Origin of the sequence: Corynebacterium sp. sy039, assembly GCF_007904105.1 — a bacterium.
Lineage (GTDB): Bacteria > Actinomycetota > Actinomycetes > Mycobacteriales > Mycobacteriaceae > Corynebacterium.
In genome coordinates, this window is sequence record NZ_CP042325.1 from 2,159,996 (window position 1) to 2,178,229 (window position 18,234).

At 50.0% G+C, this 18,234-nt stretch carries 12 protein-coding genes, 3 rRNA genes and 2 pseudogenes; 8 read left to right on the top strand and 9 right to left on the bottom strand.

The window, feature by feature from the left end; translation table 11 throughout:
- Nucleotides 1-15: 15 nt before the first annotated feature.
- Nucleotides 16-909 carry a universal stress protein gene (locus FQV43_RS09730; RefSeq protein WP_371710944.1) on the bottom strand — a complete coding sequence of 298 codons (894 nt, stop codon included), beginning with the start codon at nt 907-909 and terminating at the stop codon, nt 16-18.
- A gap of 113 nt (nt 910-1,022) precedes the next feature.
- Between FQV43_RS09730 and FQV43_RS09735 the strand changes: the two genes are divergently transcribed.
- Entirely contained in the window at nt 1,023-2,024 is a 1,002-nt protein-coding gene (locus FQV43_RS09735; RefSeq protein ID WP_371710892.1) for a pseudouridine synthase, read from the top strand.
- A 119-nt stretch (nt 2,025-2,143) separates the two neighbouring features.
- On the opposite strand, the gene rrf is transcribed toward FQV43_RS09735, so the two are convergent.
- The 6 genes from rrf to FQV43_RS09765 form a co-directional block, all read right to left on the bottom strand.
- A 5S ribosomal RNA gene (rrf, locus tag FQV43_RS09740) occupies nt 2,144-2,260 on the bottom strand.
- Between the two features lie 155 nt (nt 2,261-2,415).
- Nucleotides 2,416-5,467, bottom strand: a 23S ribosomal RNA gene (locus FQV43_RS09745).
- A 328-nt stretch (nt 5,468-5,795) separates the two neighbouring features.
- Nucleotides 5,796-7,314: ribosomal RNA gene (locus tag FQV43_RS09750) — 16S ribosomal RNA — on the bottom strand.
- The 16S, 23S and 5S rRNA genes sit together here, the layout of an rRNA operon.
- A gap of 396 nt (nt 7,315-7,710) precedes the next feature.
- Nucleotides 7,711-8,775 carry a hypothetical protein gene (locus FQV43_RS09755; protein ID WP_146340251.1) on the bottom strand — a complete coding sequence of 355 codons (1,065 nt, stop codon included), beginning with the start codon at nt 8,773-8,775 and terminating at the stop codon, nt 7,711-7,713.
- The gene (locus FQV43_RS09760) at nt 8,765-9,673 is read right to left on the bottom strand and encodes an ABC transporter ATP-binding protein (protein ID WP_146340253.1); all 909 of its coding nucleotides are present in this window, start codon (nt 9,671-9,673) and stop codon (nt 8,765-8,767) included. The genes FQV43_RS09755 and FQV43_RS09760 overlap by 11 nt, the downstream gene beginning before the upstream one ends.
- Before the next feature lie 41 nt (nt 9,674-9,714).
- Nucleotides 9,715-10,089, bottom strand: coding sequence for a GntR family transcriptional regulator (locus FQV43_RS09765; RefSeq protein ID WP_144273492.1), 375 nt, complete (start codon nt 10,087-10,089; stop codon nt 9,715-9,717).
- A gap of 260 nt (nt 10,090-10,349) precedes the next feature.
- Here FQV43_RS09765 and FQV43_RS10295 point away from each other — a divergent pair.
- The 5 genes and pseudogenes from FQV43_RS10295 to FQV43_RS09785 all read left to right on the top strand — a co-directional run.
- Nucleotides 10,350-10,929, top strand: a pseudogene (locus tag FQV43_RS10295) (NYN domain-containing protein); the annotation flags it as partial.
- A gap of 341 nt (nt 10,930-11,270) precedes the next feature.
- Nucleotides 11,271-11,762, top strand: a pseudogene (locus FQV43_RS10300) (NYN domain-containing protein); the annotation flags it as partial.
- Between the two features lie 695 nt (nt 11,763-12,457).
- Nucleotides 12,458-13,006 (top strand): hypothetical protein, encoded by a 549-nt coding sequence (locus FQV43_RS09775; RefSeq protein ID WP_146340257.1) that lies wholly within the window; start codon nt 12,458-12,460, stop codon nt 13,004-13,006.
- A gap of 44 nt (nt 13,007-13,050) precedes the next feature.
- Nucleotides 13,051-13,722 (top strand): hypothetical protein, encoded by a 672-nt coding sequence (locus FQV43_RS09780; protein ID WP_146340259.1) that lies wholly within the window; start codon nt 13,051-13,053, stop codon nt 13,720-13,722.
- A 3-nt stretch (nt 13,723-13,725) separates the two neighbouring features.
- Entirely contained in the window at nt 13,726-14,343 is a 618-nt protein-coding gene (locus FQV43_RS09785) for a hypothetical protein (protein ID WP_144273496.1), read from the top strand.
- 79 nt (nt 14,344-14,422) lie between these two features.
- Here the strand turns inward: FQV43_RS09785 and FQV43_RS09790 are convergent, their stop codons facing one another.
- A complete protein-coding gene (locus tag FQV43_RS09790) occupies nt 14,423-15,178 on the bottom strand; it encodes a PspA/IM30 family protein (protein WP_146340261.1) in 756 nt (251 codons plus the stop codon).
- A gap of 84 nt (nt 15,179-15,262) precedes the next feature.
- Nucleotides 15,263-15,625, bottom strand: coding sequence for a thioredoxin (gene trxA, locus FQV43_RS09795; protein WP_144273498.1), 363 nt, complete (start codon nt 15,623-15,625; stop codon nt 15,263-15,265).
- Between the two features lie 98 nt (nt 15,626-15,723).
- On the opposite strand from trxA, the gene FQV43_RS09800 reads away from it, so the two are divergent.
- Together FQV43_RS09800 and FQV43_RS09805 are read left to right on the top strand one after the other, a co-directional pair.
- Complete coding sequence (locus FQV43_RS09800; RefSeq protein WP_246846925.1) at nt 15,724-15,942, top strand: heavy-metal-associated domain-containing protein; 219 nt, start codon at nt 15,724-15,726, stop codon at nt 15,940-15,942.
- Entirely contained in the window at nt 15,917-18,145 is a 2,229-nt protein-coding gene (locus FQV43_RS09805; protein ID WP_146340550.1) for a cation-translocating P-type ATPase, read from the top strand. The genes FQV43_RS09800 and FQV43_RS09805 overlap by 26 nt, the downstream gene beginning before the upstream one ends.
- Nucleotides 18,146-18,234 lie beyond the last annotated feature (89 nt).

The following is an 18,234-nucleotide window of genomic DNA, read 5'->3' on the forward strand; positions in this document are numbered from 1 at the left end:
TTGGTCTATCTGTATTTATTCTGTTGGTCGCACCACCACAAGCGGACACGGTGCAGAGTGCAGAAGTGCACGCGAGGTAGAACCAAGCAGCATCCCCTTAAAACCACCACGACCATGCGACCCCACAACCAATAATTGTGCTTGTTTCGCTATCTCCGCTAAGGCATGTACCGGACGATCATGCGTGATAACCGTTTCCACCTCAACATCTGGATAATGCTCAAGCGCTGGGGCGAGCTGCTCTCGAACCACTTTATGCTGTTCTTTTTCAATGTCTGCCCAAATATCAGCGCCAAGAGCCATCGCAGAAAGCGCACCTTGCATATGAGTGTCTACCCATGTGTGCAGCGCAATCACTTTGACCCCACGAGCCTTGGCCTCGGCAAAAGCAAATTCCGTTGCTTTCTTCGATATTTCTGAACCGTCAATACCTACGACGACAGGTCCATATTTATTTTCTTCTGTTAGTTCATTATCAGAACGCAATACCACCACCGGGCATTGTGCATGGCTGACGACGGCTGCCGATACCGAACCAAGCACCATGCCGGAAAAACCACCAAGCCCACGTGAACCCATGACAATCATGCTTGCATCTGCGCTGGCGTCGAGAAGCATATGTATGGGACTTTGTTGAGAAATCATATGGTCAATCTCTAGGTCAGGGGCGATTTCTACGGCTAGCTCTCGAGCTTGCTCGATTTTTTCCATGGCCTCATCTTTGAGTTCGGCATAGACTTCCTCTGGTGGTGCAAGCCCCTCGGCGTAGAGAAATTCTGGAATGGAATACGCTGCTGCTAGTCGCAAGACGACCCCACGCTTGTGCGCTGTGTTAGCTGCCCATTGAACAGCTCTTTGAGAAGCAACAGAGCCATCAACTGCAACGAGAATATAGTCGCTCATGTTCAACCTCACAATCACATTGAAGTTCTACTTTTATTTTATTCCTCATAGTGCAGGGGCAAAAGCCCAATGGTCGACAATTATCTGCCAGATATGTCACTCAAGTAAGATAAATCACTGTGAACAAGATAATTCGACTCCATCGTGGTGAAGATCCCTTACCCATCAAGGATGGGCTCAATCCCACCAGGATTCGGATTCCTGAAGAGTATGACGGGCAAAGCGCCTATGAAGTTTTGCAAGAATTTATCGCTACTCAGCGCTCTAGGCATCCACAAGATGATGAGGCTGCTTTGCTCAAACGCTTTCGCGATGCAGAAGTAGTCAGGGTACGCGGTGTGGAAAAAACCATTCTCGCACCTCATGACACTCTTCATGCAGGAAATGACCTGTGGTTTTATCGCATTCCCCCCGAGGAAAAGCCCATCCCCTTTTCCTGCGAAATAATCCATTCCGACGACGATCTGCTAGTAATCAACAAGCCCCCTTTCATGGCAACCATGCCACGAGCTAAGCACATTGTCCAGACGGCAACAGTACAGATGCGTCGACTTACTGGAAATAATGAACTGACTCCAGCACACCGTCTCGACCGTATGACCTCAGGCGTTCTTCTCTTTACCAAGCGCAAGGAAATTCGTGGTGCATATCAGAAAATTTTTTCTGACCGCAAAGTCTCTAAGGTCTATCACGCCATTGCACCATACAGACCTGACATTATTCCTGGTACCCGCTGGCACAATCGAATTGAAAAAACACCTGGAATCATGCAAGCACGCATTGTCGACGGCGCGCCTAATGCCACAACAATCGTCAATGATGTTCAGATCCTTAATTCCGACCTGCAGACCAGTCTGAAACAAAAATACGGACACGATCATGAAGAATTAGCCCTGTATGAACTACATCCAATAACTGGGAAAACACACCAACTCCGGCTGCACATGCACGCCGCCGGTGCCCCCTTGCTTGGTGACGATACTTATCCACGCATACTCACCATCGCTGAAAGCGAGGACCATAATAAGCGACTATGCCTACACAGCCACAGTATTTCCTTCCACGACCCCTTCACCCAACACCCCCACCACTTCATATCAACTCCACAATGGATAATGTAAACCCCTGTGTGTGCCACACCCCCCTGTGCGCCACACAACACACAAGCAAGCACACAAAAAAAAAAGGGGGTGTGCACCACCAACGGCACACACCCCACAACACAATATTAAAAAACCAATGTTGGCAGCGACCTACTCTCCCACACCCTCCCAGATGCAGTACCATCAGCGCAATCAGACTTAACGACCGGGTTCGAAATGGGACCGGGTGTACCCCTGACACAACAACCACCAACACAACCACAAGAAACACCACAAAAGGATGCCCCCCATGCCATGCCAGACACTGCACAGCAAACACAACACAACTCTTTCTTCACCACCACACAACACACAGCAGCACACATCTACCCCAAATGCATCCCAACAACCATATATTTTCCCATTATTGTTGTTGTTTTTTATCGGCCAATTAGTACCAGTCACCTCCACCACTCACATGGCTTCCAGACCCAGCCTATCAACCCCATCATCTACAGGGAACCTCAAACGAAACCTCATCTCAAAACAGGCTTCCCGCTTAGATGCTTTCAGCGGTTATCCCTCCCGTACGTAGCCAACCAGCCATGCCCCTGGCGGAACAACTGGCACACTAGAGGTACGTCCGTCCCGGTCCTCTCGTACTAGGGACAGCCTTCTTCAAGTTTCAACGCGCGCGGCGGATAGAGACCGAACTGTCTCACGACGTTCTAAACCCAGCTCGCGTGCCGCTTTAATGGGCGAACAGCCCAACCCTTGGGACCTACTCCAGCCCCAGGATGCGACGAGCCGACATCGAGGTGCCAAACCATCCCGTCGATATGGACTCTTGGGGAAGATCAGCCTGTTATCCCCGGGGTACCTTTTATCCGTTGAGCGACACCACTTCCATACGTAGATGCCGGATCACTAGTCCCGACTTTCGTCCCTGCTCGAGCCGTCACTCTCACAGTCAAGCTCCCTTATACACTTACACTCACCACCTGATTACCAACCAAGCTGAGGAAACCTTTGGGCGCCTCCGTTACACTTTAGGAGGCAACCGCCCCAGTTAAACTACCCACCAGGCACTGTCCCCAACCCGGATCACGGGCCAAGGTTAGATGCTCAATACAATCAGAGTGGTATTTCACCAACAACTCCACCACAACTAGCGTCACAGCTTCACAGTCTCCCACCTATCCTACACAAACCGCACCAAACACCAATACCAAGCTATAGTAAAGGTCCCGGGGTCTTTTCGTCCTGCCGCGCGAAACGAGCATCTTTACTCGTACTGCAATTTCACCGGGCCTGTGGTTGAGACAGCAGGGAAGTCGTTACGCCATTCGTGCAGGTCGGAACTTACCCGACAAGGAATTTCGCTACCTTAGGATGGTTATAGTTACCACCGCCGTTTACTGGGGCTTAAATTCTCCGCTTCGACCACAAGGATCTAACAGGTCCTCTTAACCTTCCAGCACCGGGCAGGCGTCAGTCCGTATACATCAACTTCCACGTTTTCGCACGGACCTGTTTTTAATAAACAGTCGCTTCCCTCTCTCTGCGACCACCACCAGCTCAACACGTCGTTCAAACAGTGGCCCCCCTTCTCCCGAAGTTACGGGGGCATTTTGCCGAGTTCCTTAACCACAGTTCACCCGAACGCCTTAGTATACTCTACCTGACCACCTGTGTCGGTTATGGGTACGGGCCATACACACACTCGCTAGAGGCTTTTCTCGACAGCATAGGATCACCAACATCCCCACAACGGGTACGCATCACGCCTCACCCACATGTACACCGGATTTACCAAGCATACGGGCCACACGCTTACACCACAATCCAATAAGTGGCTCGGCTACCTTCCTGCGTCACCCCATCACTTGACTATACCAGCTCAGATCCCACGCATCCACACAACAACACACAAAGCCATCACATGCTTCAGGGCAGTTAGTATCACCGATTCACCACTTGACGCGCATATACGGGTACCAGAATATCAACTGGTTATCCATCGACTACGCCTGTCGGCCTCGCCTTAGGTCCCGACTCACCCTGGGAAGATTAGCTTAACCCAGGAACCCTTAGTCATCCGGCGGAAAAGTTTTCCACTTCTCATTCGTTACTCATGCCTGCATTCTCACTCGCACACAATCCACAACCCATCACCAGACTGCTTCACACCATGCACGACGCTCCCCTACCCAAACAACAAAAAATTGCTTGCCGCGGCTTCGGCGGTGTACTTGAGCCCCACTACATTGTCGGCGCAGAACCACTCGACCAGTGAGCTATTACGCACTCTTTCAAGGATGGCTGCTTCTAAGCCAACCTCCTGGCTGTCTTCGCGATCCCACATCCTTTCCCACTTAGTACACCCTTAGGGGCCTTAACCGGCGATCTGGGCTGTTTCCCTCTCGACCAACGGAGCTTATCCCCCGCAGTCTCACTGCCATGCTCTCACTTCACCCGCATTCGGAGTTTGGCTGACATTGCTAAGATGATAGTCCGCTCAACCAACCAGTAGCTCTACCTCAGGCAAGAAACACACAACGCTGCACCTAAATGCATTTCGGGGAGAACCAGCTATCACGGAGTTTGATTGGCCTTTCACCCTACCCACAACTCATCCCCTCAGTTTTCAACCCTAAGTGGGTTCGCGCCTCCACAACCTCTTACAGCTGCTTCACACTGGCCATGGGTAGATCACCCCGCTTCGGGTCCAGAACATGCCACTCACACACCCCATTAGGATTCGCTTTCGCTACGACTACCCCACACGGGTTAACCTCGCGACATGCCGCTGACTCGCAGGCTCATTCTTCAAAAGGCACGCCATCACCCCAAAAGGCTCTGACGGATTGTAAACACACGGTTTCAGGTACTATTTCACTCCCCTCCCGGGGTACTTTTCACCATTCCCTCACGGTACTCATCCGCTATCGGTCAATGCAAGTATTTAGGCTTACCAGATGGTCCTGGCAGATTCACAGCAGATTCCACGAGCCCGCTGCTACTCGGGTAACGCAACAACCCATGACACACACACTTTCACGTACGGGACTCTCACCCACTACGGCAGGCCATTCCAAACCACTTCCGCTAACACACATGCCACAAGCAACCAGCAGACAGACCAGTCACATCACACACCCACAACCCCCATCATGCAACCCCTGCCCGGTATCACACACAACAGGTTTAGCCTCATCCACGTTCGCTCGCCACTACTAGCAGAATCATTATTATTTTCTCTTCCTACGGGTACTAAGATGTTTCACTTCCCCGCGTAACCCCCACACCACCTATACATTCAATGGCGGGTAACCACACATAACTATGGCCAGGTTTCCCCATTCGGACACCCTCGGATCAACGCTCGATTGACAACTCCCCGAGGACTATCGCGGCCTTCCACGTCCTTCATCGGCTCACACTACCAAGGCATCCACCGTGTGCCCTTACACAAAAACAACAAACAAAAAACAAAAAAACAACTAAGACACAAAAAAGAATAGACACAAAAAAAAATTGCATCGCGTCCACTATACAGTTCTCACACAACACAAGAAACACCCCACACACACAAAACCATGCGCGCACAGCAGCATCCCCACCAAGGACAAACACACAGTGCCATCCCAGACACCCAACAATGCACCAACAACAACCACAATCCAACAATCAACCAACACAAACCAACCACACACACAAAACCATGCGCGCAGCATCGTCCACAAAAAACAACACCCCACAAACAACCAAAACAAAACAAAAAAAGGGGGTGCACAAAAAACTCCCTAGAAAGGAGGTGATCCAGCCGCACCTTCCGGTACGGCTACCTTGTTACGACTTCGTCCCAATCGCCAATCCCACCTTCGACCACTCCCTCCCAAAAGGTTAGGCCATGGGCTTCGGGTGTTACCAACTTTCATGACGTGACGGGCGGTGTGTACAAGGCCCGGGAACGTATTCACCGCAGCATTGCTGATCTGCGATTACTAGCGACTCCGACTTCATGGAGTCGAGTTGCAGACTCCAATCCGAACTAAGACCGGCTTTAAGGGATTAGCTCCACCTCACAGTATCGCAACCCACTGTACCGACCATTGTAGCATGTGTGAAGCCCTGGACATAAGGGGCATGATGATTTGACGTCATCCCCACCTTCCTCCGAGTTAACCCCGGCAGTCTCTCATGAGTCCCCACCACCACGTGCTGGCAACATAAGACAAGGGTTGCGCTCGTTGCGGGACTTAACCCAACATCTCACGACACGAGCTGACGACAACCATGCACCACCTGTATACAGACCACAAGGGACAACACATCTCTGCGCCAATCCTGCATATGTCAAGCCCAGGTAAGGTTCTTCGCGTTGCATCGAATTAATCCACATGCTCCGCCGCTTGTGCGGGCCCCCGTCAATTCCTTTGAGTTTTAGCCTTGCGACCGTACTCCCCAGGCGGGGCGCTTAATGCGTTAGCTACGGCACAGGAATCGTGAACAACCCCCACACCTAGCGCCCACCGTTTACAGCATGGACTACCAGGGTATCTAATCCTGTTCGCTCCCCATGCTTTCGCTCCTCAGCGTCAGTTACTGCCCAGAGACCTGCCTTCGCCATCGGTGTTCCTCCTGATATCTGCGCATTCCACCGCTACACCAGGAATTCCAGTCTCCCCTACAGCACTCAAGTTATGCCCGTATCGCCTGCAGACCCGAAGTTAAGCCCCAGAATTTCACAGACGACGCAACAAACCACCTACGAGCTCTTTACGCCCAGTAATTCCGGACAACGCTCGCACCATACGTATTACCGCGGCTGCTGGCACGTATTTAGCCGGTGCTTCTTATCTAGGTACCGTCACTTACGCTTCGTCCCTAGCGAAAGAGGTTTACAACCCGAAGGCCGTCATCCCCCACGCGGCGTCGCTGCATCAGGCTTGCGCCCATTGTGCAATATTCCCCACTGCTGCCTCCCGTAGGAGTCTGGGCCGTATCTCAGTCCCAATGTGGCCGTCCACCCTCTCAGGCCGGCTACCCGTCGACGCCTTGGTAGGCCATTACCCCACCAACAAGCTGATAGGCCGCGGGCTCATCCTCCACCGAAAAAACTTTCCACCACACACACTAAAGCATGGTCCTATCCAGTATTAGACCCAGTTTCCCAGGCTTATCCCAGAGTGAAGGGCAGATCACCCACGTGTTACTCACCCGTTCGCCACTCGAGCACCCCGCAAGCAGGGCCTTTCCGTTCGACTTGCATGTGTTAAGCACGCCGCCAGCGTTCGTCCTGAGCCAGGATCAAACTCTCCACAAAAACACTCACAAACAAAAAAGTAAGCAAGCACAGGCCGTGAAAAGCCCAATACCCAACAAAAAACAAAAACCAGCAAACCAACCAACCACACCACACAACACACAACCATGCCATGCAGCGCAATCAATCAATCCACCAAAAAAACAAATGAAGAGCATCCCATCGACGAGACAAAAACACTCCCCACAAAAAACAATGTTAATCAACCATCAAAAAATGATCACTATCAGTACACTATCGAGTTCTCAAACAACACAAGACCCCACACAACACACAACAAACCATGCATCACAATGGAATCCCCCACCACCCACAAGCACAACCGCCCTGAGCGACTCACACAAAGTTACACACCCCAACAAAAAAACACAAATCCCCACCACAACACCACAAAAACTAGATTCCAAAAAACTTTGATAAGCCATTTTTTGGTGTGTTTGTTCTTAGCGTTTTCCATACGTAGCTCATCATCGCGCAATAGGCGATGGCAACTAACACGAGAGCGAGCCAACCAGAAATTATCTGACCGGACCAGAGCATGAGGATACCGATAAGCGCAGCAATCACCAGTAGTGAAACCAGAACATTTCCCGACTGAAGCACAAAGTGAGGAGTGAATAGAATAAGCAGAATCATCACTGCGTACTGCTCTTGAGACACAGGAGTAGACGTCGAGAGCGTAATGGTGAATAGAAAACCGATTTGCACAATGACAAAGAGTGCAGAAGATAGGTAGTAATCTCGAAGCCATTGTGCCCTCTGGCCGCCCAAAGCTACGAAATCGGCTAAAGATTTCTGGGCTGGTCGCGCATTCATTACTGCGAAGAAGCAGGTCAAAAATGTGGAGATGAAGAAACTGTCGCTATCTAGCGACGTATTTTTTAGAATGCTCACTACCGCGGCGCAACCGATCGCTATCCAGAACACTATGAAAGCGCTCAACCACATATCAATGAGTGGCGCATAGGTAATCTGACCACGCAAAGTATCAGGAATCCTCTTGCGCACCCACCGCTGCTTATGCGATGCGATAGACCGATCTTTTATTTCTCCTCTTATTTCTTCTTCAAGATGAGGCTGCGCAGTACACAGCAGACGATAGACCATCCCAAAACCAAAAATACCTGCTAGCACCACGACTTTTTTCGGCGCCACAAACACATAAACCACGGTAAGCGCAAACAAAATTGCGTTAAAAAACACGCCAATGAGCTTTTGATCGCGTCGCCAAGTTGCAATATCAATACTCAGAGCGCGATAAGGCATATAGCTATCAAACGTGAAGATAGACACAATAGCTGCAACGCATAGCGCCCCAAGAGCAAGTAGCACAAGACTATGCTCACTATGAACCAGTCGAAAAACAAAATAACCATAGGCAGCGCAGTAAATAACGCGCCATAACACACTTTCTGCGTTAAGATGCCACCATAGTTTTATCGGATGTGCACTATGAATCATGAGAATCTCCCGTCATGAGTGTGATTACTTGTTCTAGTGTTACTTCTCTGAGCGCTGCACCACTCTCGTGAGCTCCCTGGATTAAATCCGGAATAAGATTTTCGCCTTTGCGCAGGTCAATGAGCGCTTTGCTACCGCTTACTATGTGCGTTTCTTGCACAATAAACTCGCTGGGTATTGGGCTCAATGCCGCTGCCACTTGCTTTTTCGTGCCTCGGATCTCAAAAATGCTACCGAGCAATTCGGAAATATCAGCGGATAACGCGACTGTCCCTGCGTCGATAAGCACAATGTGGTCCAGAATTGGCTGCGCCTGGGCCAGTTGATGCGTAGCTATGATAAAAGTACGCTCTGAACTGCGATAATTGCGCAGTGCGGCATAGAGTTTTTCTTGCTTTTCGACGTCCAACCCCAAATATGGCTCATCGAGTAATACGAGAGGACACCCGCTTGCCAGTGCAATAATGAACCCCACGCTTGAGCGTTGTCCACGCGATAGCTCTTTGTAATCTTTATCCATTGGCACCGCGAAATCCTCGACGAGTTTCTGCGCTAATTCCGCCGACCAATTGACCCATCGGCTAGCACACATGGCGAAGATTTGTGAGACTTTACGATTGGGCAATTCGGTATCAATGCCCATGAATACTGTCCGATCGAGCACATGCGCATTGTCAAACGGAGTTTGTCCAAAAACTCTTAGCTCCCCTTGCACCGCTAATTGCCCTGCTAGTGCTCGTAATAATGTCGTCTTTCCCTGCCCATTGGCACCTACTAGTCCATAGATACCGCCGGCAGGCAACGCGAGATTCACATTGCTAAGAATTGGTGGTTCTTTTTCTTTTTTATGACTTCCATAGCCAATACTGAGATTCCTGGCTTGGATCAATACATCCATGTCCTCAACTCTTTTCTGTACTTTCGGTACTTTTTCTTGCTTTACTGATACAAACCACGAGATTCTGCAACCTTTTCGATAAGATCGTGCAACGCTTCTCGACGTAGATCGAGTTTCACGGCTTCGTCGATAAGCGGGGCGACGTAATCAGCGGCAAATTTCTCTGTTCTTCTGGCGATAATGTTGGTTCGAGCATTATGCGTCACAAACATTCCTAGCCCTCGACGTTTTTCCAGCACTCCTATGTCGACCAAGAGATTCAGTCCTTTTCGAGCTGTAGCTGGGTTAATGGAATGGAATTCAGCTAATTCATTTGTCGATGGAGCTCGGTCACCTGGAACTAGCGTGCCATCAACGATGGAATCTTCAATGAGGACAGCGATTTGCCGGAACAATGGTGCTGCTTGATCATCCATAACACCTCCACATAGTTGGTTAGTTACTCATGTAACCAACCATATAACTAAGGGAGGTTGCTGTCAAGAGTTTTCGACAAGCCCAATCGACATTTTGCCCCCACAAGATACTTCTACCACCAGCACTTACTGCACTTTTAGAATTTTCTATCGCCTAACACCCTGCAATAAGGCATAGTAGAAGATGTAACAGAGTCACAATATGTGATCGGTTAATTTAATGAAAAGTTTTACCCAAAGATAGTGAAAGTTTTAGAACCATGCTCGAAAGAACACAGATTTTTGTTGATACCAGTTATTTACTAGCAAGTTTTTATAATTCCTGGGAAATAGGTGCCAGATCGCAATTAGAAATAGACCTTCCCGAAGTAGTCACCACCTTAGGAAATATGGTTAGCCAACAATTAGGGCAACCCGTTCACCGACAATTATGGTACGACGGCATTCCAGAATCAGGACCACACCGCTATCAGCGAGCATTACGCACCTGCGACGGAGTTCAACTTCGCGCTGGTCAACTCATTGAATGGGGCGAACGCCGTACACAAAAAGCAGTTGATACCCGCCTAGTAGCCGATATGGTACTGACAGGTGTTCGTCGAGAAGTTAGTGACATTGTCATCGTTTCTGGCGATGCGGATATGATTCCAGGGGTACAAGAAGCAGTAAATGCCGGTGTTCGCGTACATCTCTATGGCTTTGGCTGGGACTCCATGTCCTCAGCACTACGCCATGCCTGCGATTCCACCACCATCCTTGACCCACGAGAAGACTTCGCAGAATGTATGCAACTTGAAATCCTCGAAGGTCCGCTTCCCCCAGTAATCAGACAAAAACCAGAAGAAGCCTGCGCACAACATCAAACAAACGATCCGGCACATAATGACACCATACAAGGTAATCATGGTGATACCGATGAGGCTATCGACGTCCATGTAGCGCAATTATTTGATGAAGAAGACAAAGAAGCACTAAACGACGTGCACAGCGAAGCGAAAAGTGCTGGTTTAACCGAACCAGAAACTAAAAAACCGCAGATGATCGTCGATAAAGCACGTGAAGATAGCACGCCGACGGCACAGCATACTGATCCACACGTTACCCAACCAGAAGATTCTGCAGCGCAGACAAGCGAAACCACAAACTCGGATGAATCTGCACACCATACCACCAACAACGCACGAACTATTAAAGTGACTTCAAGGGTTGAGGAATCATTAGAGGTAGAGATCTCTGATTCCACTAGCACCAGCCCGAATAATGCAGCAGACGCTGAGGATAAAGCTACTCAAGATAAGCCAGCGCCTACTCCAGGCACAGTTCCTACGCCACGTGCCGTCCCAAATCCATCAATGATGGCTCCACGACGCAAACTACGTTCCCGCTACGTACCATTACCAAGTGAAGTATGGTCTTCCTCTGGCTATCAAACACCTTTTGACGTGGGACAACAATATGCTGTGTGGTGGTACGACAATGCAGCAAGCACTGCACAACGCGATTCCGCCCATATGCTTTCTGGTGGAGGATTGCCTCCAGAGATTGACCGCCCACTTTTGCAATTCGCCTGCGAAACTCTCCATGAATACACCCTGACCGAAACTCAACGAGTCAATTTACGCGACGGATTCCATTCTGGAATACGTGGGATACTATTGCGCAATAGCCAATAGGCAGCTCATAAGCACAGGGGTAAAGGGTTACATAGGTGAGCAGCGCATAGGGCTAATATGCTCGGAAACGCGCTGCTGCTAGAACGCATTGGATATGTCTAGAAAGCATGATGCATGCACGCGTGTGCGTGTGTGCGCGTGCGTGTGCGTGTGTGCGCGCCATCAAAAGTTTTCCTGAGTTTTTCTCAGGTTTCCTTAGGGGCGAGAGCGGATTTTCCATAGTGACGCTCCTCACCCAGAGCAGAGCTTTGATTACGTTGATAAAAGTGGGAGTTTTTCCAACTTTTCACCCTTTTACGCTGCATATAACGCTAAAATTCAAGGAGAACTTGGGCGAAAGTTATTTCACATTTCCACTGCACACTAGATACCCACCAAAGGGAATCACCCCCAAAATAGGGCATTTTCTTTTTAAGAAACAAACTGTCGATAGCTTAGAAAAATAATAATTTCTCATATTCATGCAGAGAATACTGAGAAAAGTATAAGCAGGTCGCACGGCATTCAGACGCTTTTGGAGCGGAAATAATTAACCGCCAACCACCTTGTCCTGATATCCATCCCCACCACACGTCGATAAATAATATGCAAAAGGGGCTAGCGCATACGCAATAACTCATTCTAAGATAATTCTAAGTATTTTCCTTAGGGGAGCCTAAGGATCGCTTATTTTTCTTTCACAGAAAGGCTTTCTCATGCGTAAACGTCTCATGACTGCTCTTAGCGCTGGCGTATTGGCAGCGTCCACTCTTCACGCTCTTCCTGCACAAGCAGCTTCTTACACCGAGGTAAACCCTGGTGTAGTTGGTGGATCTTGCTCTCGTGAAGGAGCAGCAGGTCAGGAACTGACCATCACCGGCTCCAACTTCGAGATCGAAGGCACCGCTACCGTTGCTAACTACAACGACGAAGACCTGCCACTAACCCAGACCATCCGCGAAGGCAAGACCAAGAACTGGAACTTCGGCGGAACCGTAAGCTTCGACCTACTGAAGCTGATCAACGTTTCCCTGAACGCTGGCTACTCCTCCACCCAGACCTGGGAAGTTGGACAGACCCTAGGCCCATACCCAGTAAAGCCTGGCTACACCGGCGTTCTGCAGTACGGCTTCCTGATCAGCAGCTTCGAGGGTAAGAACCTGCGCTGCCAGGGTGGCCAGTGGGTAGACACCAACCGTCCTTTCTGGGGCAACATCCCTAAGGAGCGCCACGTTCGCGTTTCCATGCGCTCTAACGACGCTTAAAGATCCTTTTCCTTCCAACCAATGATCAATTGATCGAGGAATATATGAAGAAGAAAAACATCGGATCGCTCCTTGCAGCAGCAACTGTGGTGTCGGTGCCTATGGTTTCTGGTGTGGCAACCGCTACACCAGTTACCAAAACACCAGATCAGCATGAGCACCGTCAGGACTTTGTCAATGACGACACCTGCAACTGGGAAGCAGATCAGAGCCGTCACCCATACGAAAGTTGGATCACCAACGAGTATGACCGCTACAACGGCACCAACTCTTTCACCAACAACACGGACCGTCCAATCCAGTTCTCCCTTGAGGTAACCGAGGGCGTGAACGAATCTGTAAAGGCCATGAGCTCCGGTAACACCTGGGAGCCTTTCTTCGGCCACCTGCAGAACAAATACGGCATTGTGCAGACCAGCAACTGGGCTGTTGGTGACAAGCTGGGCCCTATCACGGTTCAGCCTGGTGAGACGGTTCGTGCTGACTACGGCGTACACATGAAGGAATTCATTGGCCGTGTTCGTACCTGTGACAAGAACACTGGACTATGGCGCATGGAGCCTTACTTCGGCAAGTACGTTGGTAAAGGTCCTTCCACACGTTTCGTTGTATGGCACCACACCACCAAGGAAGGTGACTACTCCGAGAACTACGTGGAGATGCCAGCTATGAGCGATAGCGGCCCAGGTGCCGCAACGATCGACGGCAAGGAGTAAGCAATGCGCACAATCAACAAAGCAGCTGTTGCTCTGGCAACCGTAGGTCTGGCATGCGCGGGATTCACCCCGGCACAGGCCGAGATCACCAGTGCATACGCAAACACTGAAGGCGCTCCTACTGAGGAGTGGACTCCGGTAGCAAAGCCACAGGCTCTTGATTCTGGCCCACAACCAGGAACAACCTGTGAGCGCGTTGGCGCTACTGCCGAGTACGTAGAGATCACTGGTTCTCGCTTCGACGTCGAGGGTTCCGCTTCTGCGGCAAACACCTTGGATGAGGGCGAGATTCCACTGAAGCAGACCATCAACGAGTCCAAAACCAAGAAGTGGTGGACATCCGTGAACGTGTCTGTGAAGTACACAGAGGAAATCACCCGTAAGTACGGTTGGGAATACAGCCGTGAAATGATCTGGTCTATGGGACAAAACATTGGCCCATACCCGATCTACCCAGGTGAGATTGGTACATTGCGCTGGGGATTCATCGTTGATGAGTTCATCGGCCACCGTGTACGTTGCAATAGCAACCGCACGTGGGAGCAGCTTGGTGCACAGTTCTACGGTGTAGCTCCTCGTGAGCGCCACGTTGATGTGACCGTGCGGCAGCTCGACAGCTAAAACTGCCTAAGCAGCGCTGATCTGGATGTTATCTCTTAGAGGTAGCATCCAGATTTTTGTCTTAGCACACGACAGCTCGCTACTGCTCAATTTCACCCTGAGCTTGAGTTTTACCAGCATCAAGCTCGGCACGAATCTCGGCTAGTCTACTTGCTGCCCGCATATCCTGACCTGAAACATCAATCTCAGCGATACGACCATCGACGCTATCCTGCATGAGTTCTTGAGCACCCAAAGCCTGTGCGTAACGTCGTTCGATTTTTTCCCGCACACTATCCATGCTGGGCACTGTGGAATCAGCCTGAAAAGCCCCTAGCTGTTCGACGTTACGCGCGCTGCTCTCCTGCATCTGCGTTTGCTGAACCTGGCGCATAAGTTCATCAGCTTGCGCTAATTGTTCTTTAAGTTTTATTTCTGATGCTTTAACTTGTTGTTTTGCCTGCTCCGCAGCACTAACTGACTGCTTATGCAAGGTTTTTGCCTCTTCCAGCTGCTGCTCGACGCTCACCAATTGGGTCGCGTAAATCTCAGCTACATGAGCAAACTTAGTGTTTTCTTCTGCATCACCTGTGCGTTGGGCTGCGTCGGACTGCGCCAGAGCTTGGCGTGTTTTTTCGGTAAGATCCTGTTGTTCCTGCACTAGCTGATTGAGTTTCATCTCAAGCTGGTTTTTGTTGCCAATAACTGCACTGGCTTGCTGAACAATCTGTTCATGCTGCTGCTTAGCTGCTGTTACTGCCTGGTTGATCTGCACTTTTGGATCAGCATTTTCCTCAATTTTCTGATCCAAAGAGGCAGTGAGATATTTCCAGCCTTTTGCAAAAGGATTAGCCACCTAAAGTCACCTTCACTCGTTACATATCTTTTTTGGTCCTTTAGGTGGCAGTATACCTATTTATCCTGCTTATTGCTGGTCTTGTTAGTCTTGCTGCTCAGCAACCTGACGCTTTACTTCTTCCATATCCAATGCTTTAACCTGAGCAACAAGGTCTTCCAATGCTGCGGCAGGAAGAGCCCCGGCTTCTCGGTAAACAAGAACGCCATCACGGAAGGCCATCACTGTTGGGATGGACTGAATCTGTAATGCTGCAGCTAAACCTTGGTTTGCCTCGGTATCGAGCTTGGTAAAGGTCACATCGTCATGGTTCTCAGATACCTTTTCATAGGTTGGTCCAAAAGCACGGCATGGTCCACACCATGATGCCCATGCGTCGACCAAAACAATGCCGTCTTTGCTTACTGTTTCCTCAAATGTGTCTTCGGTTACTGGTACAGTTGCCACGGGAATAACTCCTTCTTATGAAATGTTGCTTTCACTATAGGCTAACCAATCAATGAGAATCTTTATTCCCTCACCTTTTTCAGGAAGGAAACCCCAGAATGACAATGACAACAAAAGACTATTACGTGTCGGGCATGAGCTGCCAGCACTGTGTTCATGCAATCACAGAAGAACTCAATCAGCTTGCCGACGTCCACAGCGTCACCGTTGATCTGGAATCTGGTCAGGTTAGGGTAGTAGGTACCCAGCTCAATGACCAAGATATTATCGCCGCCATCGACGAAGCGGGTTATGCTCTTGCCGACACTGTCGAATAATCACAGCACCCACATTGAACTTGCTATCACCGGCATGACCTGCACAGCATGCTCAGCACGTGTGGAACGCAAGCTCAACAAAACCCCAGGAGTAAACGCCCAGGTCAATTTTGCGACAGAAACTGCCACCATTGCTTTCGACGAGACTCAGGTCAGCGTCGACAAGCTGATTGAGGTTGTGCAGCACACTGGCTATGGCGCGCACCTTATCACTGCACAGGAAACGACACAGAGCAGGGGAGAGTCGCTGAAGAAACGGGCACTCATCTCTGTGATCTTTGCCCTGCCGGTGCTTGTCATTTCTATGGTGCATTCGCTGCATTTTCCGCATTGGGAGTGGACTGTTTTTGCGCTCAGTACCCCAGTGTATTTTTGGGGTGGGTATCCATTCCATGCTGCTGCATTGCGAAATCTCAAACATGGTTCTTTCACAATGGATACGCTCATTAGTCTTGGCACCAGCGCAGCATATTGGTGGAGTGTAGCCACCATACTCAACCAGTGGGGGACAGCCCTCTATTTCGAGTCGGCAGCAATGGTCATTGTGTTTTTGCTATTCGGCAAATGGTTTGAGTCTCGTGCCAAATCACGAAGCGCACAAGCATTACATTCCTTGCTGGAATTGGGCACCAAAGAAGTCCACGTGCTACGCGAGGGCAAAGAACTCACGCTGCCCATTGAGAAACTAATGGTAGGGGATATTTTCTTGGTGCGCCCTGGAGAAAAGATCGCTACCGACGGCGTGGTTGTGCGCGGCAATTCCACTCTGGATGAATCCATGATTACTGGCGAGGCGTTACCCGTAGAAGTCGCGGAGAACTCCCAAGTAACTGGGGCAACAATAAATATCACTGGCACTCTCGAAGTACGAGCCACGCGCATTGGCAAGGACACCACACTGGCACATATCGCTGCGCTTATCACTCAAGCACAACTGGGGAAGGCACCCGTCGAACGGCTCGTGGATAAAATTGCCCAAGTTTTTGTGCCCATTGTCATTGGCATTGCGCTGCTAAGTTGTGCGATTCACCTATGGTTGGGAAATACTCTCAGCGATTCCATTGCGGCTATGGTTGCCGTACTCATCATTGCCTGCCCGTGTGCACTCGGATTAGCTACGCCAACTGCACTGCTCGTGGGAACAGGTCGAGGCGCCAAAATGGGCTTATTGATTAAAAGTGCCGAGGTGCTAGAGCACACACGCCAAGTCGAAACCATAGTGCTAGATAAAACTGGAACATTGACAACGGGGCAGATGAGCGTCGAAAAGCTCTATGTGACAGCTGAATCAGTAACACCACTTGGTATAACTAAACTCACTGAGGAATGGGTACTGCGGATAGCTGCAGCAATCGAACAGGGTTCCGCTCACCCTATTGCGCGCGCAATTGAAACAGCAGCCCAGCACTACGGTTCTTACCCCTATTTACCTGATTCGTTGCAACCTGAGAATCTTCGCACGCTCGCTGGATTAGGTGTGCAGGCAGATATCAATGGGGTAGTAGTGGCATTAACAAAGCCGCAAGCGGATGTCGAGTCACAATTAGCAGCATTTATCACAAAAGAGCAGGACAAAGGCGCCAGCGTGGTGGTTATGAGCGTTGATCAGGTAGCGGTTGCTGCACTGAGCATTCGTGACCAGGTCAAACAGGGGAGTCAAGCTGCCATCAGCGCATTAAAAGATATGCACCTGACCCCAATTTTGCTCACCGGCGACAATACAGGAGCGGCACAAAACATTGCTCAAGAAGTGGGGATAGCGCCAGAAAATGTGATTGCAGGCGTGTTACCTGCGGATAAGGCAGCAACGATTATGCGCTTGCAGCACAAAGGAATGCGCGTGGCAATGGTTGGCGACGGCATCAACGACGCCGCAGCACTTGCGCAAGCAGACCTAGGGCTAGCGATGGGTGCAGGCACTGATGTTGCTATTGAAGCGAGCGACATCACCATTATGAATAGCGACCCGCGCTCTATTGTCGACGCACTGCGGCTAAGCAATCGCACTCTCGCAACCATAAAAACCAATTTATTCTGGGCATTTGCTTATAATGTCATACTCATTCCAGTGGCAGCCTGGGGGTTGCTTGATCCCATGCTTGCCGGTGCCGCAATGGCGCTAAGCTCTGTTTTTGTACTCAGCAACTCACTGCGACTCAACAGATTTCGCTCCGCTTTTGGAGTTGAGGAGCAGAATCAATAGGTATCTTAAGACAATGCCCATAAGAAAGCCGGCACAACAAGCAACTATCTGCTGTGTGCCGGCTTTGTGGTAATGCTCATGCATGAGCA

Excerpts from the sequence above, each read along its gene's own strand:
- FQV43_RS09755 (WP_146340251.1), bottom strand. The coding sequence starts at position 8,775 with ATGATTCATAGTGCACATCCGATAAAACTATGGTGGCATCTTAACGCA.
- FQV43_RS09760 (WP_146340253.1), bottom strand. The coding sequence starts at position 9,673 with ATGGATGTATTGATCCAAGCCAGGAATCTCAGTATTGGCTATGGAAGT.
- FQV43_RS09765 (WP_144273492.1), bottom strand. The coding sequence starts at position 10,089 with ATGGATGATCAAGCAGCACCATTGTTCCGGCAAATCGCTGTCCTCATT.
- FQV43_RS09775 (WP_146340257.1), top strand. The coding sequence starts at position 12,458 with ATGCGTAAACGTCTCATGACTGCTCTTAGCGCTGGCGTATTGGCAGCG.
- FQV43_RS09780 (WP_146340259.1), top strand. The coding sequence starts at position 13,051 with ATGAAGAAGAAAAACATCGGATCGCTCCTTGCAGCAGCAACTGTGGTG.
- FQV43_RS09785 (WP_144273496.1), top strand. The coding sequence starts at position 13,726 with ATGCGCACAATCAACAAAGCAGCTGTTGCTCTGGCAACCGTAGGTCTG.
- FQV43_RS09800 (WP_246846925.1), top strand. The coding sequence starts at position 15,724 with ATGACAATGACAACAAAAGACTATTACGTGTCGGGCATGAGCTGCCAG.
- FQV43_RS09805 (WP_146340550.1), top strand. The coding sequence starts at position 15,917 with ATGCTCTTGCCGACACTGTCGAATAATCACAGCACCCACATTGAACTT.